The organism is Amycolatopsis sp. A133 (genome assembly GCF_031082405.1).
Lineage (GTDB): Bacteria > Actinomycetota > Actinomycetes > Mycobacteriales > Pseudonocardiaceae > Amycolatopsis.
This window is the reverse complement of sequence record NZ_JAVHJU010000066.1, coordinates 37,237-55,898: the sequence shown is the minus strand read 5'-3', so window position 1 is coordinate 55,898 and position 18,662 is coordinate 37,237. Positions and strand designations below refer to the sequence as shown.

Genomic DNA, 18,662 nt, shown 5'->3' with positions numbered 1-18,662 from the left:
TGATCCGCCGAGGGTCATCCGGCCGCGCGAAGGGCACCCAGCGCGAGGCGGCAGAGCAGTTCGGCGAGCTCGTCGTCACCGAGATGGCGGTTGTACGGCGTCGAATTGATCAGTCCGAACACGGCGTGTGCCGCCGACCGGGCCTGCCGTTCTCCCAGCTCCGGGACCGCTTCGCGGATCACGCGCACCCACACCTCGACGTACTGGCGCTGGAGCGCGCGCACCTGCTTGCGGTCGGCGTCGGTGAGGTTGGCGAGGTTGCGCTCTTGAACGGTGATCAACGCGGGGTGCGCGAGGGCGAAGTCCACGTGGAAGCGCACGAGCCCGGTCAGCGTGTCGTCGGGCTCGCCCGGCCGGCTCGCCCGCGCCGTGCCGCCGTCGAGCAGGTAGCGGCTGATCGAGTTCAGCATCTCGCCGAGGATCGCGTCCTTGCTGCGGAAGTGCCGGTAGAGCGCCGGGCCGGAGATGCCGACCGCGGCACCGATGTCGTCGATGCCGACGCCGTGGAAGCCGTGGTGGGCGAACAGCTCCGCCGCCGCGGCCAGGATCTGTTCGCGCCTGTTCGCCTTTTCGCCGTTCACGAGCGGGGTGGGGGTCGCCGGCATCTCGCCATATTAGAGCGGCAGGTTAGCGAGCGCTAACGTCACTGCGTCCCGGCCCCGGCTGCGGTGCCCTGACGGCACCGCAGCCAGGAGCAGGTCACGCGGTGCAGGCCGCCGCGCCGAGCTTGACGGCCGAAGGTGCGCCCGACGGGCCGTTGGCGGTGAAACCGAGCGACACCGCCGCTCCGGCGCCCAGGGACGGGCTGTAGGAGGGCGCGCTCACGGTGACCGTGGTTCCGGTCTGGGTGAAGGTGCCGTTCCAGCCGCTGGCGATGGTGGCTCCGGCGGGCAGGGCGAACAGGACGGTCCACGGATTGGCGGCGTTCGTCGCGGTGTTGGTGACGGTCAACGTGCCCTGGAAGCCGCCCTGCCAGGAATTGTCCAGTTTCCACGCCGTCGTGCACCCGCCGGTGCCGCCGCCGGTCGTCGGGGTGGTCGGGGTGGTCGTCGTCGGGTCGGGGCCGCCGCCGCCGGTCGGTGGGATGAGGTAGGGCTGGAGGATGCTCTGCTTCGCCTGGTTGACCGTGGTCCAGTCGTCGCCGACGATGCCGCCGGTGTCACCGGAGTTGGGGTTCCACGACCAGTAGGTGAACGAGATGCCGTTGACGCCCGTCCCGGTGTAGGCCATCAGCTTTTCCAGCCACACCTTGTCGACCGGGTTCGCCAGCGTGGAGCCGAACTCGCCCATCATCAGCGGCGCGATGTTCTGCTTGTACAGGTAACCCCAGTAGTGGTCCCAGATCGCGGGCAGGTTCGCCGGGTAGTCGGGAGCGCTGAACCACGGCTGGTCGTAGACCGAGGTGGCGTACTCGTGCGGGGAGTACACCAGCCGGCCGGGCACGGACAGGCGTACCGGGAACTCGCCCGCCTTCGACAGGTTCCCACCCCACCAGCCGCAGTCCTCGTCGTTGGACGGGTCGCCGTCCCACACGTTCGACAGCCCGCCGCTCGGGCAGCTCACACCCTCGACGAAGATCAGCCAGTTCGGCTGCACGCCCAGGATCGCGTTGCCGGCGCGTTCGGCGGCCAGCCGCCAGTCGCGGGCGGTGTCGCCGCAGCCCCAGCACGCGCCGGTCGCGGCCGGGTTGGTGCCCTCGGCGTGCGGCTCGTTGTGCAGGTCGGCGCCGATGACCGTGGTGTTGCCCGCGTAGTGCTGGGCAAGCGTCTTCCAGTCGTTGATCCAAGTGCTTTCCGGGACGCCGGCGGTGTACCAGAGCGCGGTCTGACCCGAGCTGGTCGGCCGGTGCCGGTCGAGGATGACGCGCATCCCCTTCTGCCCCGCGTAGCCGATCACCTTGTCGAGGATCTGCAGCGGGGAAAGCCCGACCAGGTCGGGGTTGGTGTAGTCGTTGATACCGGTCGCCGTGGCGCCGGGTTTCAGCGCGTCGTCGGAGAACGGCACGCGCAGGGTGTTGTAGCCCAGCTGCGCCATCTGGTCGAGCTGCTGGCGCCAGGTGCGGCTGGACCACAGGCCGTGGAAGGTCTTGTTGTCGGTCTCCATCCCGAACCAGTTGATGCCGGTCAGCCGGACCGTCGCGCCGGTGCTGTCCAGGATCTTGTTGCCGCTGGTGTGCAGGTACCCGGTGCCCGTACCGCCGGCGGCCGCCGCGACCTGGCCGGTCGCGCCGAAGGTGACCAGCCCGCTCGCGGCCACCACGGCCGCGGCCAGCAGGCCGAACGCCTTTCTCAGCTGCGTCATCTGCTCTCCTTTGAGCGAAACGTCGTTCTGGGAGCGCTCCCAGACGAGGTTAGCGATCGCGGACTCCCTGTCAAGGGCCCAGTGCGAATCCTGCGCCGCGGGAAACGACGGCTGACCGGCCGCTGACGTTTCACACTTCCGGTGTGGGCCGAGTGGGTATCCGCCGGTATCTAGGGGTTCCTTGTGAGCCTCCCACCTGCTGTCCTATTTGGGTCGGCCCTGTCACAAAGGAGTGACCCATGGCTGTTCCCACCCGTGATTTCCGGCGATCCCTCCTACGGTTGAGCACGGCCCTGGGGGCCGTTGTTGTTGCCACTCTCGGTGTCACGGGCCTCGCCCACGCCGCCGGGACCGTCTACGCCGCGCTCGGCGACTCCTACTCCTCGGGGGTCGGAGCCGGCAGCTACGGCAGTTCCGGGAGCTGTTACCGCAGCTCCAAGGCCTATCCCCAGCTGTGGACCAACGCCCACAGCGGTACCTCGTTCACGTTCCTGGCCTGCTCCGGGGCCCGCACCGGGGACGTGATCAACCAGGCGAACTCGATCCCCTCGTCGGCCACGCTCGTCACGGTGACCGTCGGCGGGAACGACGCCGGGTTCAGCGACGTGATCCAGACCTGCACCCTGGGCAGCGACTCCGACTGCGTGAACCGGGTCAACACGGCCAAGACGTACGTCAACAACACGCTGCCGCCGCTGCTGACCAACACCTACAACGCGATCAAGGCCAAGGCGCCGGGCGCCAAGCTCGTCGTCCTGTCCTACCCGCGCTTCTACACCGTGCCCGGCTCCTGCTGGGTGGGGCTGAGCGACACCAAGCGCACGGCGATCAACTCGGGTGCCGACACGCTCGCGTCGGTCATCCAGTCGCGGGCGGCCTCGGCCGGGGCGACGTTCGTCGACGTCCGGCCGTCGTTCGTCGGGCACAACATCTGCTCGTCGGCCGACGACTACCTGCACAGCCTGACCTGGCCGGTGATCGAGTCCTACCACCCGACCGCGGCCGGGCAGTCGGGCGGCTACTACGCCCCGCTGCGGGCGGCGATCGGCTGACCGCGCCCGTGACGGCCACCCCGGTCCGCCGGGGTGGCCGTTCCGCATTCCGGCGACTGGACACCCACGTTAGCGGTCGCTAACATCGGGACGGAGGTTAACGACCGCTAACTTCGAGGGAGCCCATGGACACGCCGGCACTGGGGACTTCGGCTGCCCCGGACAGCGAGGCCCACGCCCGCAACGCCACCTCCCACGCGGAGCTGGTGGAAGACCTCCGCAAACGGCTGGCGAGCGCCCGCCTCGGCGGACCGGAGAAAGCGCGCACCCGGCACGTCGAGCGCGGCAAGCTGCTGCCCCGCGACCGCGTCGACACGCTGCTGGACCCGGGTTCGCCGTTCCTCGAACTGTCGCCGCTGGCGGCGAACGGGCTCTACGACGACGAAGCGCCGTCCGCGGGCATCATCACCGGCGTCGGGCGGGTGTCGGGCCGGGAATGCGTGGTCGTCGCCAACGACGCCACCGTCAAGGGCGGCACGTACTACCCGATGACGGTGAAGAAGCACCTGCGCGCCCAGGAGGTCGCGCTGCACAACAACCTGCCGTGCGTCTACCTGGTGGACTCCGGCGGCGCGTTCCTGCCCAGGCAGGACGAGGTCTTCCCGGATCGTGAACACTTCGGCCGGATCTTCTACAACCAGGCGACCATGTCCGCGCGCGGCATCCCGCAGATCGCCGCCGTGCTCGGCTCGTGCACCGCGGGCGGCGCGTACGTCCCGGCGATGAGCGACGAGGCCGTGATCGTCCGGAACCAGGGCACGATCTTCCTCGGCGGCCCGCCGCTGGTGAAGGCGGCGACCGGCGAGGTCGTGACGGCGGAGGAACTCGGCGGCGGCGACGTCCACGCGCGCCAGTCCGGCGTCACCGACCACCTGGCCGACGACGACGCCCACGCGCTGCGGATCGTTCGCTCGATCGTGTCGACGCTGGGGCCGCGCGCCCCGCGGCCGTGGGACGTCGTGGCGACCGAAGCGCCCGCCGTCGACCCGGCCGAGCTGTACGGCGTCGTGCCGACCGACCCGCGCACGCCCTACGACGTGCGTGAGGTGATCGCCCGGATCGTCGACGGCAGCCGGTTCGCCGAGTTCAAGAAGGAGTACGGCGCCACCCTGGTCACCGGGTTCGCCCGGATCCACGGCCACCCGGTCGGCATCATCGCGAACAACGGCGTGCTCTTCGCCGAGTCGGCGATGAAGGGCGCGCACTTCATCGAACTGTGCGACAAGCGCTCGATCCCGCTGCTGTTCCTGCAGAACATCACCGGCTTCATGGTCGGACGCGCGTACGAGGCGGGCGGCATCGCCAAGCACGGCGCGAAGATGGTCACCGCCGTCGCGTGCGCGCGGGTGCCGAAGCTGACCGTCGTCATCGGCGGCTCGTTCGGGGCCGGCAACTACTCGATGTGCGGCCGGGCCTACTCGCCGCGCTTCCTGTGGATGTGGCCGAACGCGCGGATCTCGGTGATGGGCGGCGAGCAGGCGGCGTCGGTGCTGTCGACGGTCCGCCGCGACTCGATCGAGGCCCGCGGCGGCGAGTGGTCCACAGAGGACGAAGAGGCCTTCAAGGATCCGATCCGCGAGCAGTACGAGGCGCAGGGCAGCCCGTACTACTCCACCGCGCGGCTGTGGGACGACGGCGTGATCGACCCGGCGGACACCCGCACGGTGCTCGGACTGGCCCTCTCGGCCGCGGCCAACGCGCCGCTGTCCGAGGTCAACTACGGCGTCTTCCGGATGTGAGGGACATGTTCGATTCGGTTTTGGTCGCGAACCGGGGCGAGATCGCGGTCCGGGTCATCCGCACGCTGCGGGCTCTCGGCATCCGCGCGGTCGCCGTGTACAGCGACGCGGACGCCGACGCACGGCACGTCCGCGAGGCGCACACGGCGGTGCGCATCGGACCCGCGGAGGCGGCGAAGAGCTACCTGTCGATCGAGGCCATTGTGGACGCTGCCGTGTCCTCCGGCGCGCAGGCCGTGCACCCGGGGTACGGCTTCCTGGCGGAGAACGCCGAGTTCGCGCGGGCCTGCGAGGCCGCCGGGCTGGTGTTCATCGGCCCGCCGGTCGCGGCGATCGACGCCATGGGCGACAAGATCCGCGCCAAGGCGACGGTGTCGAAGGCCGGGGTGCCGGTCGTGCCCGGTGCGTCCGATGTGGACATTCCGGAAGGCGGCTTCGCGGAAGCCGCCGCTCGCGTGGGGTACCCGCTGTTGCTGAAGCCGTCCGCCGGTGGTGGCGGCAAGGGGATGCGGCTGGTGCACGGTCCCGAAGAGCTGGACTCCGCGATCGAGTCCGCGCGGCGCGAGGCCAAGGGGTCGTTCGGCGACGACACGCTGCTGATGGAGCGGTTCGTCACGACGCCGCGGCACATCGAGATCCAGGTCCTGGCCGACAAGCACGGCCACGTCATCCACCTCGGCGAGCGCGAGTGCAGCCTGCAGCGCCGTCACCAGAAGATCATCGAAGAAGCGCCGTCGGTGCTGCTCGATCCCGCGACCCGCAAAAAGATGGGCTCGGCGGCGGTCGAGGCCGCCCGCTCGGTGGGGTACGTCGGCGCGGGGACCGTCGAGTTCATCATGTCGGCCCACGACCCGGACGAGTTCTTCTTCATGGAGATGAACACCCGGCTGCAGGTCGAGCACCCGGTCACCGAACTGGTCACCGGCCTCGACCTGGTCGAGTGGCAGGTCCGGGTCGCGGCCGGTGAACGCCTTTCCCTGGCCCAGGACGACGTGGTGCTGAACGGCCACGCCGTCGAAGCCCGGGTGTACGCCGAGGACCCGGCGCGCGGGTTCATCCCGACCGGCGGCACGGTGCTGGCGGTGCACGAGCCGTCCGGTGACGGTGTCCGCGTCGACTCGTGGATGACGCCCGGCGCGGTGGTCGGCTCGAACTACGACCCGATGCTGGCCAAGGTCATCGCCTGGGGCCCGGACCGCGCGGCGGCGCTGCACCGGCTCGACCTGGCGCTCGCCGACACGGCGTTGCTGGGCATCGGCACGAACACCGCGTTCCTGCGCGCGCTGCTGGCGGACGCCGACGTCCGGGCCGGCCGGCTCGACACCGAGCTCGTCGACCGGCGGCTGTCCGAGCTGGTCTCCTCCGACGTGCCCGCGGAGTTCTTCGTCGCGGCCGCGCTGGACCGGTTCCTGGAGCTGCAGCCGTCCGGGCCCGTGGTGGACCCGTGGGACGTGCCGGACGGCTGGCGGATGGGCGGGTCCGGCGGGGTGACGTTCCGGCTGAAGTCCGGCGCCGCCCGCGCGGTGGTCCGGGTGCAGGGGACGCCGGCTTCGGCAACGGTGTTCGTCGATGACGCTTCGCCGGTTCACGTGTCGGCTCGCCGCGATGGCGACGTTCTGGAGATCCGGCACGCGGGCGGCTTCCACCGCTACCGCCAGGCTTGCGGTCCGGACAGGACGGTCTGGCTGGCGCGTGACGGGCTCGGCTTCCCGTTCGGCGAGCAGGAATTCGAGCTGGCGTCGCGCGGCGAGGCGGCCGGGGCGGGTCCGGTCACCAGCCCGATGCCGGGCACGGTGCTGGTCGTGAAGGTTGCGGCCGGTGACGTGGTGAAGGCCGGGACGCCGTTGCTGGTAGTCGAAGCGATGAAGATGGAGCACACGGTCACCGCGCCGATCGACGGCGTGGTCAGCGAACTCCCCGTCCGGGCCGGTCAACAGGTCGCGCTGGACGAAACCCTTGCCATCGTTATGCCCCACGAGGAGCAGCAGTGATCGACTTCCGCCTGGACGAGGAGTACGAGTCCCTCCGCAAGACCGTCGAGGACTTCGCGCACGCCGAGGTCGCGCCGGTGATCGGCGACCTGTACGAGAAGGAAGAGTTCCCGTACGCCATCGTCGCGAAGATGGGCGAGATGGGCCTGTTCGGCCTGCCGTTCCCGGAGGAGTTCGGCGGCATGGGCGGCGACTACTTCGCGCTGTGCCTGGCGCTCGAGGAGCTGGCGCGCGTCGACTCGTCGGTCGCGATCACCCTGGAGGCCGGCGTTTCGCTCGGCGCGATGCCGATCCACCGCTTCGGGACGCAGGCGCAGAAGGAAGAGTGGCTGCCGTCGCTGTGCGAGGGGACCGCTTTGGGTGGCTTCGGCCTCACCGAGCCCGGCGGCGGCTCCGACGCGGGGGCGACGCGCACGCGGGCGCGTCAGGACGGCGACGACTGGGTCATCAACGGCAGCAAGGCGTTCATCACGAACTCGGGCACGGACATCACCAGGTTCGTCACGGCCACCGCGGTCACCGACGTGATGGAGAACGGCCGCAAGGAGATCTCGGCGATCCTGGTCCCGTCCGGCACGCCGGGCTTCGAGGTCGCGCCGAAGTACTCCAAGGTCGGCTGGAACTGCTCGGACACCCACGAGCTGTCCTTTTCGGACGTCCGGGTGCCGGTGGACAACCTGATCGGCGTCCGTGGCCGGGGTTACGCGCAGTTCCTGTCCATCTTGGACGAGGGCCGGGTCGCGATCGCCGCGCTGTCGGTGGGCCTGGCGCAGGGCTGCGTCGACGAGTGCCTCCAGTACGTGAAGGACCGCGTCGCGTTCGGCAAGCGGATCGGCGAGTACCAGGCGATCCAGTTCAAGATCGCCGACATGGAGGTCCGCACGCACACCGCCCGCCTGGCGTACTACCAGGCGGCGTCGAAGATGCTGCGCGACGAGCCGTTCAAGAAGGAGGCGTCGATCGCGAAGCTAGTGGCGTCGAACGCGGCCATGGACAACGCGCGCGACGCAACCCAGATCTTCGGCGGTTACGGGTTCATGAACGAGTACCCGGTGAGCCGCTTCTACCGCGACGCGAAGATCCTGGAGATCGGCGAGGGGACCAGCGAGGTCCAGAAGATGCTGATCTCGCGGCACCTCGGGGTCGCCTGACGTTCCCCGAAGGGGCACCTCCCGCGGAGGTGCCCCTCGGGGCTAGTGCTGCTGCTGCTGTTGCTGCTTCTTGTCCTCTTCGGCCCACGCGGCTTCCGCCTGCATCTGGATGTCGGTCAGACCGCGGTCGACCTGCACGATGCTCTTGCCCGCCCAGCCGGCGAAGTTCTTCGAGCTCTTGGCGTCGGAGAGAGCCTTCAGCATCGGGTAGTAGTCCGGGTGGTTCTTCTTGATCCAGTCGTCGGCGAACTTCATCTTCTGGTAGCTGTCCCCGAACTTGGTCTTCAGCCAGTCCTCGTGCTTCTTGATCATCGGGAAGTCGTGCTCGCTCAGGTGCGACTGCGGGGACGGCGGCTTGGCCGGAGGCGGCGGGTCCGCCGGCTTCGGCAGCGGCCGCGAGAAGTTCGGCGTGGTGCCGTCACCCGGGGGCCGCGTGCTCGGCGTGGCGCCCGCGGGGCCGGGGTTGTCGTGGGTGATCGCGGTGCCCGGCGGTGCCGGTTTCGGCGGCAGCGGCCGCGAGAAGTTGGGCACGGTGTTCCCGCCGCCCGGGCGCGGCACCGGGGTCAGCTCGTGGCCCGCGTTCGACGCGCCCGGCTTCGGCTTGACCAGCTTCGACAGGTGGGTGAGCCGGGCCATGGTGCGTCCGGCGTAGGCGACGACCTTGGCGAGCTTGGCCGCCATCGCCGCGACCTGGATCGAGACCTGCACGATGATCTTGCTGACCCCGACGGCGATCGACGCGCCGAAGGTGAACGCGGCCATCGCGAGGGCGATCAGCATCGTGGAGATGATGTCGCCGAGGATCGTCGTGATGATGTCGCGCAGCAGCGAACGGACCGCGGCGATCAGCGCCCCGGTGGTCTCGACCATGTAGCCGGCGACGTCCGAGGCCTTCGCGTTCGCGTCGATCCAGCCCTTCCGGTCGTCGATCGACTTCTTGAAGCTGTCGTAGCCCTTGCCCTGCCACTGGGTGATCGTCGACTTGAGCGTGTCGTCGAGCTCGGTGCCGGTGTGGCGCAGCGACTCGCCGATCTTGTGCAGCTCGTTGGCGAGCTTCGTGACCTCGGACGGGTTGCCCGCGACCTGGTCCAGCGGCCACTTCAGGAACGAGACGTGCTCGATCAGCCAGCCCAGGCCCGCGGCGATCAGCTTCGAAAGGGGGTCCATGACGAACGCGACGGTGTCGAGCGCGGCGCTGATGATGTTGATGCCGAGCTCGACGCTGACGGCCGCGAGGTCGCCGCCGTGCTCGGTCTGGACCTTGCCGATCGAGTCGCCGACCTGCTTCCAGCTGTCGAAGACGCCGGCGCCGGTGGTGGAGTTCGATGCCGTGATGGGAACGGTCACTTGCCCAGCTCCGTCTCGAAGGTGCTCAAACCCTGTGCCGTGTTCGCGTCGTGGGTCGCGTACGTTTCGGCGGCCTTCTTCACGTCCGCTGCGGACTTGCCGATGTCACCGGCGAGCTTGCCGATCTCGCCGGTGATCACGCCCATCGTGATCCGCGAGGGCACGGCCAGCACCTGCGCGAGCAGGATGCCGAACGCGGCGTTGTCGAACCCGTTGGCGGCCTGCATCCGGTTCGCGGCGTCCTGCACCGCCGGTTGCGTGGTGCCCGACAGGAACTGGCTGAACTTCTGCAGCTCGGCCGGGTCGACCGAGAAACCTGCTCCGGAAACCACCGGTTCTCCTCCGTACTACCAGGGGTTGCTTTCGCCGTCGTCCTCTTCCGGGGTGGGCCGGGGACGACGACGCGGCTGACCGTGCTGCGGCTGCTGCGGACTCGGTGGCGGCTGGTGCGGGGGGCGCTCTTCGGCCGCCGGCTGCGGCGGGCCCGCTTCCGGCTCCGGCAGGAACTCGTCGAGGAGTTCGCGGGCGGCCGAGTTTTCGCCGACCATGCCGCCGAACGCGTCGGCCACCTGGGCCGAGACCTGCTGCTGCGCGCGGCCGATCAGCTGCATCACCAGGCCGGACAGGGCTTGCGGGGGTCGTTCGTACGCGCGGGGGCCGAACCGGAGGTCCTGCAGGACGCCGCTCGGGCCGACGGTCACCGAGACCGCCCCGTCCGGCGACCGCACGCTGGCGACCGCCGACCGGAGTTTTTCCTGGGTGGCCGCGGCTTTCGCCCGGATTTCCGCGAGTTCGGCGCCGAACGCGGCGAGCGGGTCGCCGTCGGGCACTGACTGGGTCAATTTGTCCTCGTCGCCAGAGAGGTTGTGGACGAACGAAGTCAATCAGCGCTCGTTGAACTCCGGATGACCCCGACGGAGCCGCCAGCTGAACGCGCCCCTCGCTGGACAGCGATAACTATACCGGTATAGTTATCGCCATGGTCGAGATCAAAACGGAGTCCGAGCTGGCGATGATGCGCGAAGCCGGCCGGGTGGTGGCGAACACCCTGCACGCGGTCAAGGAGGCGGCCGCGATCGGCGTCTCCCTGCGCGAGCTGGACGAAGTCGCCGCCCACGTCATCAGCGAAGCCGGCGCAAAACCGTCGTTCCTGCACTACCAGCCCCGGTCCGCGCCGACGCCCTACCCCAACGTCCTCTGCGCCAGCGTCAACGACGTCGTCGTGCACGGAATCCCGACGGCGTACCGCATCCAGGACGGCGACCTGGTCAGCATCGACTGCGGCGCCATCCTCGACGGCTGGAACGGGGACGCGGCGATCAGCTTCGTCGTCGGCCACGCCGACCCGCGCGACCTCGCGCTGATCGAGGCGACCGAGCGTGCACTGGCCGCCGGGATCGCCGCCGCCCAGCCGGGGGCGAAGCTCGGCGACATCTCCTACGCGATCGGTACCTCCGGCCGCGCGTCGGGCTTCGGCATGCTCGAGGACCACGGCGGCCACGGGATCGGCCGCGCGATGCACGAGGACCCGCACCTGGCGAACGAGGGCCGCGCGGGCCGCGGGATGCGGCTCAAGCCGGGCCTCGCGCTGGCGATCGAGCCGATGCTCACCCGGGGCGGCGACGCCTACCGCTACGCCGACGACGGCTGGTCGATCCGCACCGCCGACGGCAGCCGGGCCGCGCACGTCGAGCACACCATCGCCATCACCGAAGACGGCCCGCGCGTGCTCACCGTGCGGTAGACAGGGGGATGGACAACATCGTCATCCGTTCGGGTGACTCTGGGGATGTCGACACGTTGCTGCGCTTCTTCGACGAAGCCGTCGAATGGCTGGTCGCCCGCGGCAGCTCGAAGCAGTGGGGGACCGAGCCGTGGAGCCGGGTCCCGAAGCGCGTCGAACGGGTCAAGGGCATGGCGGCGGACCCGGGGCTGCGCATCGCGGTGGTCGACGGCGAGCCCGCCGGCGCGCTGATCGTCTCGGAGGACCACGACCCGCACGTGCCGGCCGTCGACGAGCGCGAGCTGTACGTGCGGCTGCTCATCACGTCGCGGCGGTTCGCCGGGCGGCGCGTCGGCGGGCGCCTCGTCGAGTACGCGCTCGACGAGGCGCGGCGGCGCGGCATCCACCTCGTGCGCGTCGACTGCTGGGCCGGTGGTGACGGCGAACTGCAGCGGTATTACGAGAGCCAGGGGTTCCGGCCGACGGTGCAGTTCACCGTCGACGAGTGGGTCGGGCAGGTGCTGGAGCAGCGCGTGGGGTAGCGCGATCCGGCGGCACGGGCGACACTGTTGACGCGGTGCCAACAGACGGAGGAGTCGCCATGGCCGAGGAACTCGCGGGCAAGGTCGTCGTCATCACCGGCGGCGGGCAGGGGATCGGCGCGGCGACCGCGTCGGCCCTGTCCCGCCTGGGCGCGAAGGTGGTGATCGGCGACCTCGACCAGGTCCGGGCCGAGAAGACGGCGGGGGAGCTGGGCGCCGATGCGCTGCCGCTGGACGTCACCGACATCCGTGGGTTCACCGAATTCCTCGACGAGGTCGAACGCCGCCACGGCCGGATCGACGTGCTGATCAACAACGCCGGCATCATGCCGCTCGGCGACCTCGAAACCGAAAGCGACGCGACGACCCGGCGTCAGCTGGAGATCAACCTGCACGCCGTCATCCACGGCACGCGCGAGGCGGTGAAACGGATGCGGCCGCGGCGGTCCGGGCACATCGTCAACGTCGCCTCCTTCGCGGGCAAGGCGGGCTTCCCCGGCGCGGCGACCTACTGCGCCACCAAGCACGCGGTCGTCGGGCTGTCCGAGGCGGTGCACCTGGAGCTGCACGGCAGCGGCGTCCACGTCTCGTGCGTGATGCCGGGCGTCGTGCGGACGGAACTCGCGAGCGGCCTCGGTGAGGCGAAGATGTTCAAGGCCGTGCGGCCGGAAGATGTGGCCGACGCCATCGTATCCACGCCGCGCAAGCCTCGTTTCGACGTTTTTGTGCCCCGCTCGCTGGGCGCTATGGGCAAGCTCACCCGGTTGCTGCCGCGGCGTGCGGGGGAAACGCTCGCGCGAGTGCTGAAGGCGGACCGGCTTTTGGCTTCTGCGGCCCATTCCCCGGCCCGCGCGGCGTACGAAGCGCGGGCCGCGGAGAGCGGGCCCGGGGTAACCCGGACGGACCAGTGACCGTCCGAAATGGACGTGCTTGCCGGGTGCTTGCGGTCGTGGGTGTTGAGTCCGCCCGCCCGGCCCGGCAAGATTGCTCCCGGATCCGCTTCCGGATCCGCTTCCGGGAGGCACGAGGACGATGGTTTCACCACCCGCACGGCTGGCCGCGGCGGCGTCGAACGTGGTCGGCAAGGTGCTGCACGGCGGCCTCGCCGACCTGCGCCCGATGCCGCGGGTGCTGATCGACCAGGGACCCAACCGCTCGCTGTACCGGATGACCCACCGCGGCGGGCCGGTGTCCGGGCCGCCGGTCCTGCTGGTGCCGCCGCTGGCCGCGCCGGCGATCTGCTTCGACCTGCGCCGCGGCTGCAGCCTCGTCGAGCACCTGGTCGAGGGCCGCCGCAACACCTACCTCGTCGACTACGGCGTGGTCGCGTTCTCCGACCGCCGCCTGGGCATCGAGCACTGGATCGACGAGGTGCTGCCGCGCGCGATCCGGCGCGTGAGCGCGGACGCCGGCGGCCAAGACGTGCACTTGGTGTCGTGGTCGCTGGGCGGGATCTTCTCGCTGCTGGTGAACGCCGACCGGCCCGACCTGCCGATCGCGTCGATCACCGCGATCGGCTCGCCGGTGGACTTCACGGCCATCCCGATCGTGGCCCCGTTCCGCCCGCTGGTCGACCTGACGAACGGCCACCTGCTGACCCCGATCTACCGCGTGTTCGGCGGCGCACCGTCCTATTTGGTCAGCCGGGTCTTCCGCGCCACGGGCATCAGCAGGGAAATCACGAAGCCGCTGGCGATCCTGTCCCACCTCGACGACCGCGACTACCTCGCCCAGATCGAGGCGGTCGACCACTTCATGAGCAACATGTACGCGTACCCGGGCCGCACGTTCGGCCAGCTGTACCACCGCCTGTTCCGCACGAACGACCTGGCGGAGGGCAAGGTGGACCTGAACGGCCGCATCATTTCGCTGTCATCGGTCCGCGTTCCGACGTTGGTGGTGGCGGGCGAAAACGACACGATCGCCCCTCGTCCGTCGGTGGAGCGCGTGGTGGAGCTGCTGGACAAGGCCCCGGAGGTCCGCTTCAAGACGGCTCCCGGCGGGCACTTGGGTGTCCTGACGGGCCGCAAGGCGCGGGGCACCACTTGGCGGTACCTGGACGAGTTCCTCGACGACCGGGCTTCAGCCGACTAGGTCGATCTCGAACGGCTCGGCCGCGCTGTAGCGGACGTCCGCCCACGCGGCGCCGGGAAGTTCGTAACGCCCGCCCGGTCGCAGAGCCTCAAGGAGGGGCAAGCGACCGGGCGGCTTTCCGTTACATCACAACTACTTCAGCTCGGCGGAAGTCTTCCCGAGCACTCGCCGAGCCACGATCAGCTGCTGAATCTGCTGCGTCCCCTCGAAGATGTCCAGAATTTCTCAGCTGGATTTCGCGGGCCTCGCTCGTTTCGTCGTAAACGGCCTCTGAGCTGCGCTGATGTGTCTCGTTAGTTCTCGTCGTCTGTCGCCTCTCCCCGGCCTCTGACGGCCTGGAGACGGCCTGGCGGACCAGCCACACCTACCCCTGCATCCCGATACGAAGCCAGCACGCGGCCGGTGGTGCCGGGTCAAGACACGCTTCACCGTCTTGACGCGGTGCTACCGGCCGTTGTCACGATCCGGCGTCGGGATGGAGGTCTCTCACGACGGTGCGTAACAGAGATCGAGTCACGAACGACCCGTCTGTCACAGCCGCTCGCAGAGGAGGCCGACGTTGGCTCTGGGGACCCGTGTGCCGCCGCCGTGCGGCGCTGCGCGAGGTGACCCGCTGGCGGCCGCACCGCCCGGCCGGCGGGCGGAGCGGAGCGGAGCGGCAGCCCGCCGTGTCGGAAGCGGATGCGGTCGCCAAGGCGAGGGGCTCCGTAGGCGACAGGCGCGCCGCCTGCGGCGGCGCGCCCTTGATCCCATAGAGCCAAGTTCGGCAGAATACGACCACAGGCGGTGTAGGATTTGGGGCCTGAAGGATCTGAACAGAAGTGGGGCCCTCGGGTGACATCGTATGCATTCTGGAACAACAAGGGGGGCGTAGGAAAGAGCTACCTATGCTTCATCGCGTCATCGGAGTACGCCCACAGAAATAAGGATGTTGACGTTTACGTCATCGACCTATGCCCGCAGGCGAATGTTAGCGAGATCTTGTTGGGCGGTTATCAAACCAGTCCAAACGCTATGCATGAGCTTATTGGGAGGGCAAGTCGGGCCACTGTGGCGGGATATATTGAAGCGCGACTAAGCTCGCCGTTTCGCCAGATTGATAGCGTTGAGCCGTACGTGAGTCACCCTGTGACCGTTAACAAGAATGTTCCAGACAACCTATATCTTGTTTGCGGGGACAATCTTCTCGAAATTCTTGCCGAAGCCATTCGTCAAACTTCCCAGTTGGCCATACCGACGGATTCGTGGAAGAAGGTTACCGAGTGGATCAAGGATCTTACGGTGGCACTCGCGGCGCGTAGCGGTAATCGTCCTGCTGTCTTCATGTTTGACTGTAACCCCAGCTTCGCCATCTACACTCAACTAGGACTGGCTGCTGCCCGGAATATTGTAGTGCCGTTCACCGCTGATGACAGTTCGCGGCGCGCAATTGAGAATGTTGTCGCTCTGACATATGGAATCGGCGATGACAAGGTTTCGGCCTATTCGCGAATCAGCTTCTCGCGTAGAGCTAAGGAGGAGGGGGTTGACCTTCCTCTTCTTCATACTTTTGTCAGCAATCGAGTGACTAAATATGAAGGTAAGCCCAGTAAGGCATTTCTTGCGGTGGCGAATACAATTGAGGCAACCGTTAGTAGGATCTATCGACAGCATCGATCGATCTTTGCAAACCCAAGGAGCAAGCCGGAGAATGCGTTCATAACTGTCCCTGACTATCATGGTGCATGCATTGTATCTGCAATGCTCGGCATTCCGCTGCACAAGATGACGGCCGGCCCTAAGCAAGTGGCTGGTGAACGAGTGCAGGTTAACCCCGTGCCTCTCAAGACCTATCTGGCCGCACTTGAAGACTTTGTCGATGCGTTGTGAGTGATGATGCCGTCGCCAGCCAAGGTGGGATATAGAAATGCTGTTCGCAACGCTGAGACGTTGCGGACGAATGTTCGCAAGCGAAGAGGAACCTTCACTCAGTATGAGAAAAAAGTGCAGTATGCAGCCTGCCTGGCGGCGCACGTTGCAGCCTGGGAAACTTACCTCGAGAACGTTGTAAAAGACTTTTTGACGTTAGTTGCCGACCCGCTCGACGTGCGTTACTCTGCCGTGATTGATTTGTTGGCGCCAAAAATTGATAGCGAGCTCAAGAGGTTTAATACTCCGAAATATGGTAACGCACGCGATCTAATCTATACGTCAACTGGCTACGATCCGATCAACGATTGGAATTGGCCTAGTCGGGGTATGGGTGGTCCTGCGGTAAAAAACCTTGTGGATGAAATTGTTACCGTACGCCACCACTTTGCGCATGGAGCCCCAATGAGGGCGTACTCATGGAACACCAATAAGACTGGGCAGGCACGACTGACCGACGATTGCCTCAATCTGGTTCGAGGAATCTTCTCTCACTTGGCTGGCGTTACCGACAGGAATTTGAGTGGTCACATTAAGGCTACCTATTCCATAGGTAAAGTGTGGTACTAAGTCCAACTCTTGGCAGGCGCAACGTCGACTATCTAAGAAAAGAAGACGTCGCTATTTCGGTTCAAGGCATGTGATAAGCGAAGCTTAGTTGAGGGATGAATTGGAAGTTTCTCTAGGGAATCTTTCGGTATCCAAGTCACTTCTTTGCTTTCATTGCTCGTCCTGAGTGTTCCGCTGGTCGGCGCGGCACGAAAGCAAATGGAGAACTCTTGCCGAACTTCGCCGTCGTCGTAGGCGATGACGTGCTTAGGATTTGAATAGAGACCAATTACCTCCTTAACCTCGCACTCGATGCCGGTCTCCTCGCGGACCTCCCGGACCGCCGCCTCGGCGAGCGTCTCGCCGAGCTCCAGCTGGCCTCCAGGGATGGAGTACAGGTCGTTGTCCGTGCGCCTGATCATCAGGATCCGGCCTTCGTCGTCCTGGATGAACGCAGACACCGCTACCGCGATGCTGTTGGCCTTGGGTGCGTTCGGATCGTTGTAATAGTCGACTCGGGTCATGCTGCCTCCTAGAAGGTGGCCGGCTTGGCGAGGTTCCAGACTGACTCGAAGCTCTCCGAGTAGGTCTCGAAGAGGTCCCCGGCGGAGAGTCTCCGCAGGTGGAGGGACGGGGCGTGGGCTCCCTGGAACCCGTACACGTGCGTGTTGATGATCATCTCGTCGTCGAACCGGAAGATCGAGTTGTAGAGCGTCGTGTTGTGGAACCGCATCTCTACCCCGTCGACGCCGACCAGTGGCCGGTAGGACGCCAGCGCGTTGCGGATGCGTGCCGCAAGCGTCCCGTCGCCGAGCTGCTCTTCCTCGCCGCGCAGGGCCACGCTGTCCCCCTCGGGGTCGCCGAACGCGAGTCGGATTCGAGCGCCGGCCGCTGCCTTGGCTGCCAGGTCCTTGATGAACCGCGGGCGTTCGACCAGGAACAACGCTGCGTGGACCAGGATCTCGACGGTCTCCGATGCTTCCTTGATTAGCCGGTCCCACAGTTCGACGGGTACGGCGTTGCGGTGCGGGAAGACCTGCACAAGCTCGGCGGCGGCCGTCTCGGCCTTGCGCTCCGGGGCCACCGAGTCCGGCCACAGGTAGGTCTCTGACTCGCGCGCCATGGCGGCGATCTTGTGCCGGTGCTTGGGGTAGGGCGTCCGGTTCTTGGTGATCCAGCGCTCGACGGTCTTCTGATCGACCCCGACGGCCTTGGCGACCTGCTCCAGCGTCAGGCCGTTGCGCAGCAGCGCGTCACGCAGGCGTTCGTTCGGCATCGGCACCCCTTGGGACGTGTAGGGACGTCTTCGACGGTACCAGGGACGTCCCAAGATGTCCTGCCACGTGGTGATCACGTCCCGCGTTTTGGCGGAGTCTGGGTGTCAGGTTGCCGGGGCAGGCCCGGTGCCAGGACACCGAGGAGGTAGGCGTGACCATTGAAACCGCCGTCCGGCCGGCTGGCTTGGACAAGCGGCCGATCCCTCGCCGACGTGCGGCGTAGGCGCGGCGTGGCATGCGCGACACGGTTCAGATCCACGTCACGGCTGATCTGCCGATTCGTGTCCGGGCGCTGACGTACGCAAACCGCGCGGAAGTCCGGTTCGGCAAGGCGTTCCCGGTGGTCCTGCTCGTGGACTCCGACGCCATCGCCGTACTGCGGAGGGAACTGGACGAGGTGAGCGCGGCACTGGACGCCGCAGCGGCACGAGGCGGAGAACCGCCCGAAGAAACTGACCAACAGACGACATAAGGGATTCAGCATGGCTATCGATAAGGGACACCGGTTCGGCATCGACTTCGACGACGCGTTTCCGCAGGGCTTGGTGATGGTGGGCGAGGTGTCGCCGGACAACGAGTACCAGTCGCGTGAGGACCGGGCCGCCAACCGTCCGGTGCGGCAGCGGGTTGACGAGATCACGGGTAAGCGGCAGTGGAAGGTCATGGTCACTGACCCGTCCGAGACGCGGGCGAAGCGGGCCTCCTTCGAGATCACCCTTCTTGCCGACGTCCAGCCGGTGCCGACCACGTCGGAAGCGCTCCCGGGGATGCGGCCGATCGAGCTGGACGGTCTGACGGCCGAACCGCGCGTGGCTGGGCAGGGCGAATTCAAATACCAGTCCTATGTGTTCCGCGCGACCGGCTTCAAGCAGGCCGCGAGCAAGGCATCTCGGTCCGGTGGGTCCGGTGAGACGGCGAAGGCAGCGTGACGATGGTGGGCTTCCGCGAGCGGGTCGAGGCGTGGGAGCAGGCGTATCGGGACTACATG

The 18,662-nt window shown here is 67.5% G+C and carries 19 protein-coding genes; 12 read left to right on the top strand and 7 right to left on the bottom strand.

Annotation, left to right across the window (positions count from 1 at the left end):
- Nucleotides 1-14: 14 nt before the first annotated feature.
- Together Q5425_RS38725 and Q5425_RS38720 are read right to left on the bottom strand one after the other, a co-directional pair.
- The gene (locus Q5425_RS38725) at nucleotides 15-605 is read right to left on the bottom strand and encodes a TetR/AcrR family transcriptional regulator (RefSeq protein WP_308677390.1); all 591 of its coding nucleotides are present in this window, start codon (nucleotides 603-605) and stop codon (nucleotides 15-17) included.
- 94 nt (nucleotides 606-699) lie between these two features.
- On the bottom strand, nucleotides 700-2,301 hold the full coding sequence (locus Q5425_RS38720) for a cellulase family glycosylhydrolase (protein ID WP_308677389.1): 1,602 nt from the start codon (nucleotides 2,299-2,301) through the stop codon (nucleotides 700-702).
- Nucleotides 2,302-2,582: 281 nt separating this feature from the next.
- On the opposite strand from Q5425_RS38720, the gene Q5425_RS38715 reads away from it, so the two are divergent.
- The 4 genes from Q5425_RS38715 (at nucleotide 2,583) to Q5425_RS38700 (ending at nucleotide 8,234) form a co-directional block, all read left to right on the top strand.
- Nucleotides 2,583-3,353: an SGNH/GDSL hydrolase family protein gene (locus Q5425_RS38715; protein WP_308677388.1), complete on the top strand. Its 771-nt coding sequence runs from the start codon at nucleotides 2,583-2,585 to the stop codon at nucleotides 3,351-3,353.
- A gap of 125 nt (nucleotides 3,354-3,478) precedes the next feature.
- Nucleotides 3,479-5,092 (top strand): carboxyl transferase domain-containing protein, encoded by a 1,614-nt coding sequence (locus Q5425_RS38710; RefSeq protein WP_308677387.1) that lies wholly within the window; start codon nucleotides 3,479-3,481, stop codon nucleotides 5,090-5,092.
- A gap of 5 nt (nucleotides 5,093-5,097) precedes the next feature.
- The gene (locus Q5425_RS38705) at nucleotides 5,098-7,083 is read left to right on the top strand and encodes a biotin carboxylase N-terminal domain-containing protein (RefSeq protein ID WP_308677386.1); all 1,986 of its coding nucleotides are present in this window, start codon (nucleotides 5,098-5,100) and stop codon (nucleotides 7,081-7,083) included.
- Entirely contained in the window at nucleotides 7,080-8,234 is a 1,155-nt protein-coding gene (locus tag Q5425_RS38700) for an acyl-CoA dehydrogenase family protein (RefSeq protein WP_308677385.1), read from the top strand. Before Q5425_RS38705 ends, Q5425_RS38700 begins: the two co-directional genes overlap by 4 nt.
- A gap of 42 nt (nucleotides 8,235-8,276) precedes the next feature.
- On the opposite strand, the gene Q5425_RS38695 is transcribed toward Q5425_RS38700, so the two are convergent.
- Genes Q5425_RS38695 through Q5425_RS38685 form a run of 3 tightly spaced genes read right to left on the bottom strand, consistent with a single transcriptional unit; the run spans nucleotide 8,277 to nucleotide 10,423 of the window.
- Nucleotides 8,277-9,581, bottom strand: a complete 1,305-nt coding sequence (locus Q5425_RS38695; protein WP_308677384.1) for a hypothetical protein — start codon at nucleotides 9,579-9,581, stop codon at nucleotides 8,277-8,279.
- The gene (locus Q5425_RS38690) at nucleotides 9,578-9,913 is read right to left on the bottom strand and encodes a hypothetical protein (protein ID WP_308677383.1); all 336 of its coding nucleotides are present in this window, start codon (nucleotides 9,911-9,913) and stop codon (nucleotides 9,578-9,580) included. The genes Q5425_RS38695 and Q5425_RS38690 overlap by 4 nt, the downstream gene beginning before the upstream one ends.
- A 15-nt stretch (nucleotides 9,914-9,928) precedes the next feature.
- Nucleotides 9,929-10,423, bottom strand: a complete 495-nt coding sequence (locus Q5425_RS38685) for a YbaB/EbfC family nucleoid-associated protein (protein ID WP_308677382.1) — start codon at nucleotides 10,421-10,423, stop codon at nucleotides 9,929-9,931.
- Between the two features lie 137 nt (nucleotides 10,424-10,560).
- Between Q5425_RS38685 and map the strand changes: the two genes are divergently transcribed.
- The 6 genes from map to Q5425_RS38655 all read left to right on the top strand — a co-directional run bounded on the left by map (nucleotide 10,561) and on the right by Q5425_RS38655 (nucleotide 16,418).
- Nucleotides 10,561-11,325, top strand: coding sequence for a type I methionyl aminopeptidase (gene map / locus Q5425_RS38680; RefSeq protein ID WP_308677381.1), 765 nt, complete (start codon nucleotides 10,561-10,563; stop codon nucleotides 11,323-11,325).
- Between the two features lie 8 nt (nucleotides 11,326-11,333).
- Nucleotides 11,334-11,846 carry a GNAT family N-acetyltransferase gene (locus Q5425_RS38675; protein ID WP_308677380.1) on the top strand — a complete coding sequence of 171 codons (513 nt, stop codon included), beginning with the start codon at nucleotides 11,334-11,336 and terminating at the stop codon, nucleotides 11,844-11,846.
- Between the two features lie 59 nt (nucleotides 11,847-11,905).
- Nucleotides 11,906-12,757, top strand: a complete 852-nt coding sequence (locus tag Q5425_RS38670) for an SDR family oxidoreductase (protein WP_308677379.1) — start codon at nucleotides 11,906-11,908, stop codon at nucleotides 12,755-12,757.
- Between the two features lie 121 nt (nucleotides 12,758-12,878).
- The gene (locus tag Q5425_RS38665; protein ID WP_308677378.1) at nucleotides 12,879-13,940 is read left to right on the top strand and encodes an alpha/beta fold hydrolase; all 1,062 of its coding nucleotides are present in this window, start codon (nucleotides 12,879-12,881) and stop codon (nucleotides 13,938-13,940) included.
- Between the two features lie 1,116 nt (nucleotides 13,941-15,056).
- Entirely contained in the window at nucleotides 15,057-15,809 is a 753-nt protein-coding gene (locus Q5425_RS38660; protein WP_396135350.1) for a hypothetical protein, read from the top strand.
- A gap of 114 nt (nucleotides 15,810-15,923) precedes the next feature.
- Nucleotides 15,924-16,418: a HEPN domain-containing protein gene (locus Q5425_RS38655; protein ID WP_308677376.1), complete on the top strand. Its 495-nt coding sequence runs from the start codon at nucleotides 15,924-15,926 to the stop codon at nucleotides 16,416-16,418.
- Nucleotides 16,419-16,450: 32 nt separating this feature from the next.
- Here the strand turns inward: Q5425_RS38655 and Q5425_RS38650 are convergent, their stop codons facing one another.
- A complete protein-coding gene (locus Q5425_RS38650; protein ID WP_308677375.1) occupies nucleotides 16,451-16,921 on the bottom strand; it encodes an NUDIX domain-containing protein in 471 nt (156 codons plus the stop codon).
- 8 nt (nucleotides 16,922-16,929) lie between these two features.
- Nucleotides 16,930-17,673 (bottom strand): DUF5919 domain-containing protein, encoded by a 744-nt coding sequence (locus Q5425_RS38645; protein WP_308677374.1) that lies wholly within the window; start codon nucleotides 17,671-17,673, stop codon nucleotides 16,930-16,932.
- A gap of 236 nt (nucleotides 17,674-17,909) precedes the next feature.
- Between Q5425_RS38645 and Q5425_RS38640 the strand changes: the two genes are divergently transcribed.
- Both Q5425_RS38640 and Q5425_RS38635 read left to right on the top strand, forming a co-directional pair.
- Nucleotides 17,910-18,146, top strand: coding sequence for a hypothetical protein (locus Q5425_RS38640; RefSeq protein ID WP_308677373.1), 237 nt, complete (start codon nucleotides 17,910-17,912; stop codon nucleotides 18,144-18,146).
- A gap of 10 nt (nucleotides 18,147-18,156) precedes the next feature.
- The gene (locus Q5425_RS38635) at nucleotides 18,157-18,603 is read left to right on the top strand and encodes a hypothetical protein (protein WP_308677372.1); all 447 of its coding nucleotides are present in this window, start codon (nucleotides 18,157-18,159) and stop codon (nucleotides 18,601-18,603) included.
- Nucleotides 18,604-18,662 lie beyond the last annotated feature (59 nt).

What these genes read in the sequence shown, in the direction of transcription:
- Q5425_RS38725 (WP_308677390.1), bottom strand. Translation starts at nt 605, where the DNA reads ATGCCGGCGACCCCCACCCCGCTCGTGAACGGCGAAAAGGCGAACAGG.
- Q5425_RS38720 (WP_308677389.1), bottom strand. Translation starts at nt 2,301, where the DNA reads ATGACGCAGCTGAGAAAGGCGTTCGGCCTGCTGGCCGCGGCCGTGGTG.
- Q5425_RS38710 (WP_308677387.1), top strand. Translation starts at nt 3,479, where the DNA reads ATGGACACGCCGGCACTGGGGACTTCGGCTGCCCCGGACAGCGAGGCC.
- Q5425_RS38705 (WP_308677386.1), top strand. Translation starts at nt 5,098, where the DNA reads ATGTTCGATTCGGTTTTGGTCGCGAACCGGGGCGAGATCGCGGTCCGG.
- map (WP_308677381.1), top strand. Translation starts at nt 10,561, where the DNA reads ATGGTCGAGATCAAAACGGAGTCCGAGCTGGCGATGATGCGCGAAGCC.
- Q5425_RS38675 (WP_308677380.1), top strand. Translation starts at nt 11,334, where the DNA reads ATGGACAACATCGTCATCCGTTCGGGTGACTCTGGGGATGTCGACACG.
- Q5425_RS38670 (WP_308677379.1), top strand. Translation starts at nt 11,906, where the DNA reads ATGGCCGAGGAACTCGCGGGCAAGGTCGTCGTCATCACCGGCGGCGGG.
- Q5425_RS38665 (WP_308677378.1), top strand. Translation starts at nt 12,879, where the DNA reads ATGGTTTCACCACCCGCACGGCTGGCCGCGGCGGCGTCGAACGTGGTC.
- Q5425_RS38650 (WP_308677375.1), bottom strand. Translation starts at nt 16,921, where the DNA reads ATGACCCGAGTCGACTATTACAACGATCCGAACGCACCCAAGGCCAAC.
- Q5425_RS38645 (WP_308677374.1), bottom strand. Translation starts at nt 17,673, where the DNA reads ATGCCGAACGAACGCCTGCGTGACGCGCTGCTGCGCAACGGCCTGACG.
- Q5425_RS38640 (WP_308677373.1), top strand. Translation starts at nt 17,910, where the DNA reads ATGCGCGACACGGTTCAGATCCACGTCACGGCTGATCTGCCGATTCGT.
- Q5425_RS38635 (WP_308677372.1), top strand. Translation starts at nt 18,157, where the DNA reads ATGGCTATCGATAAGGGACACCGGTTCGGCATCGACTTCGACGACGCG.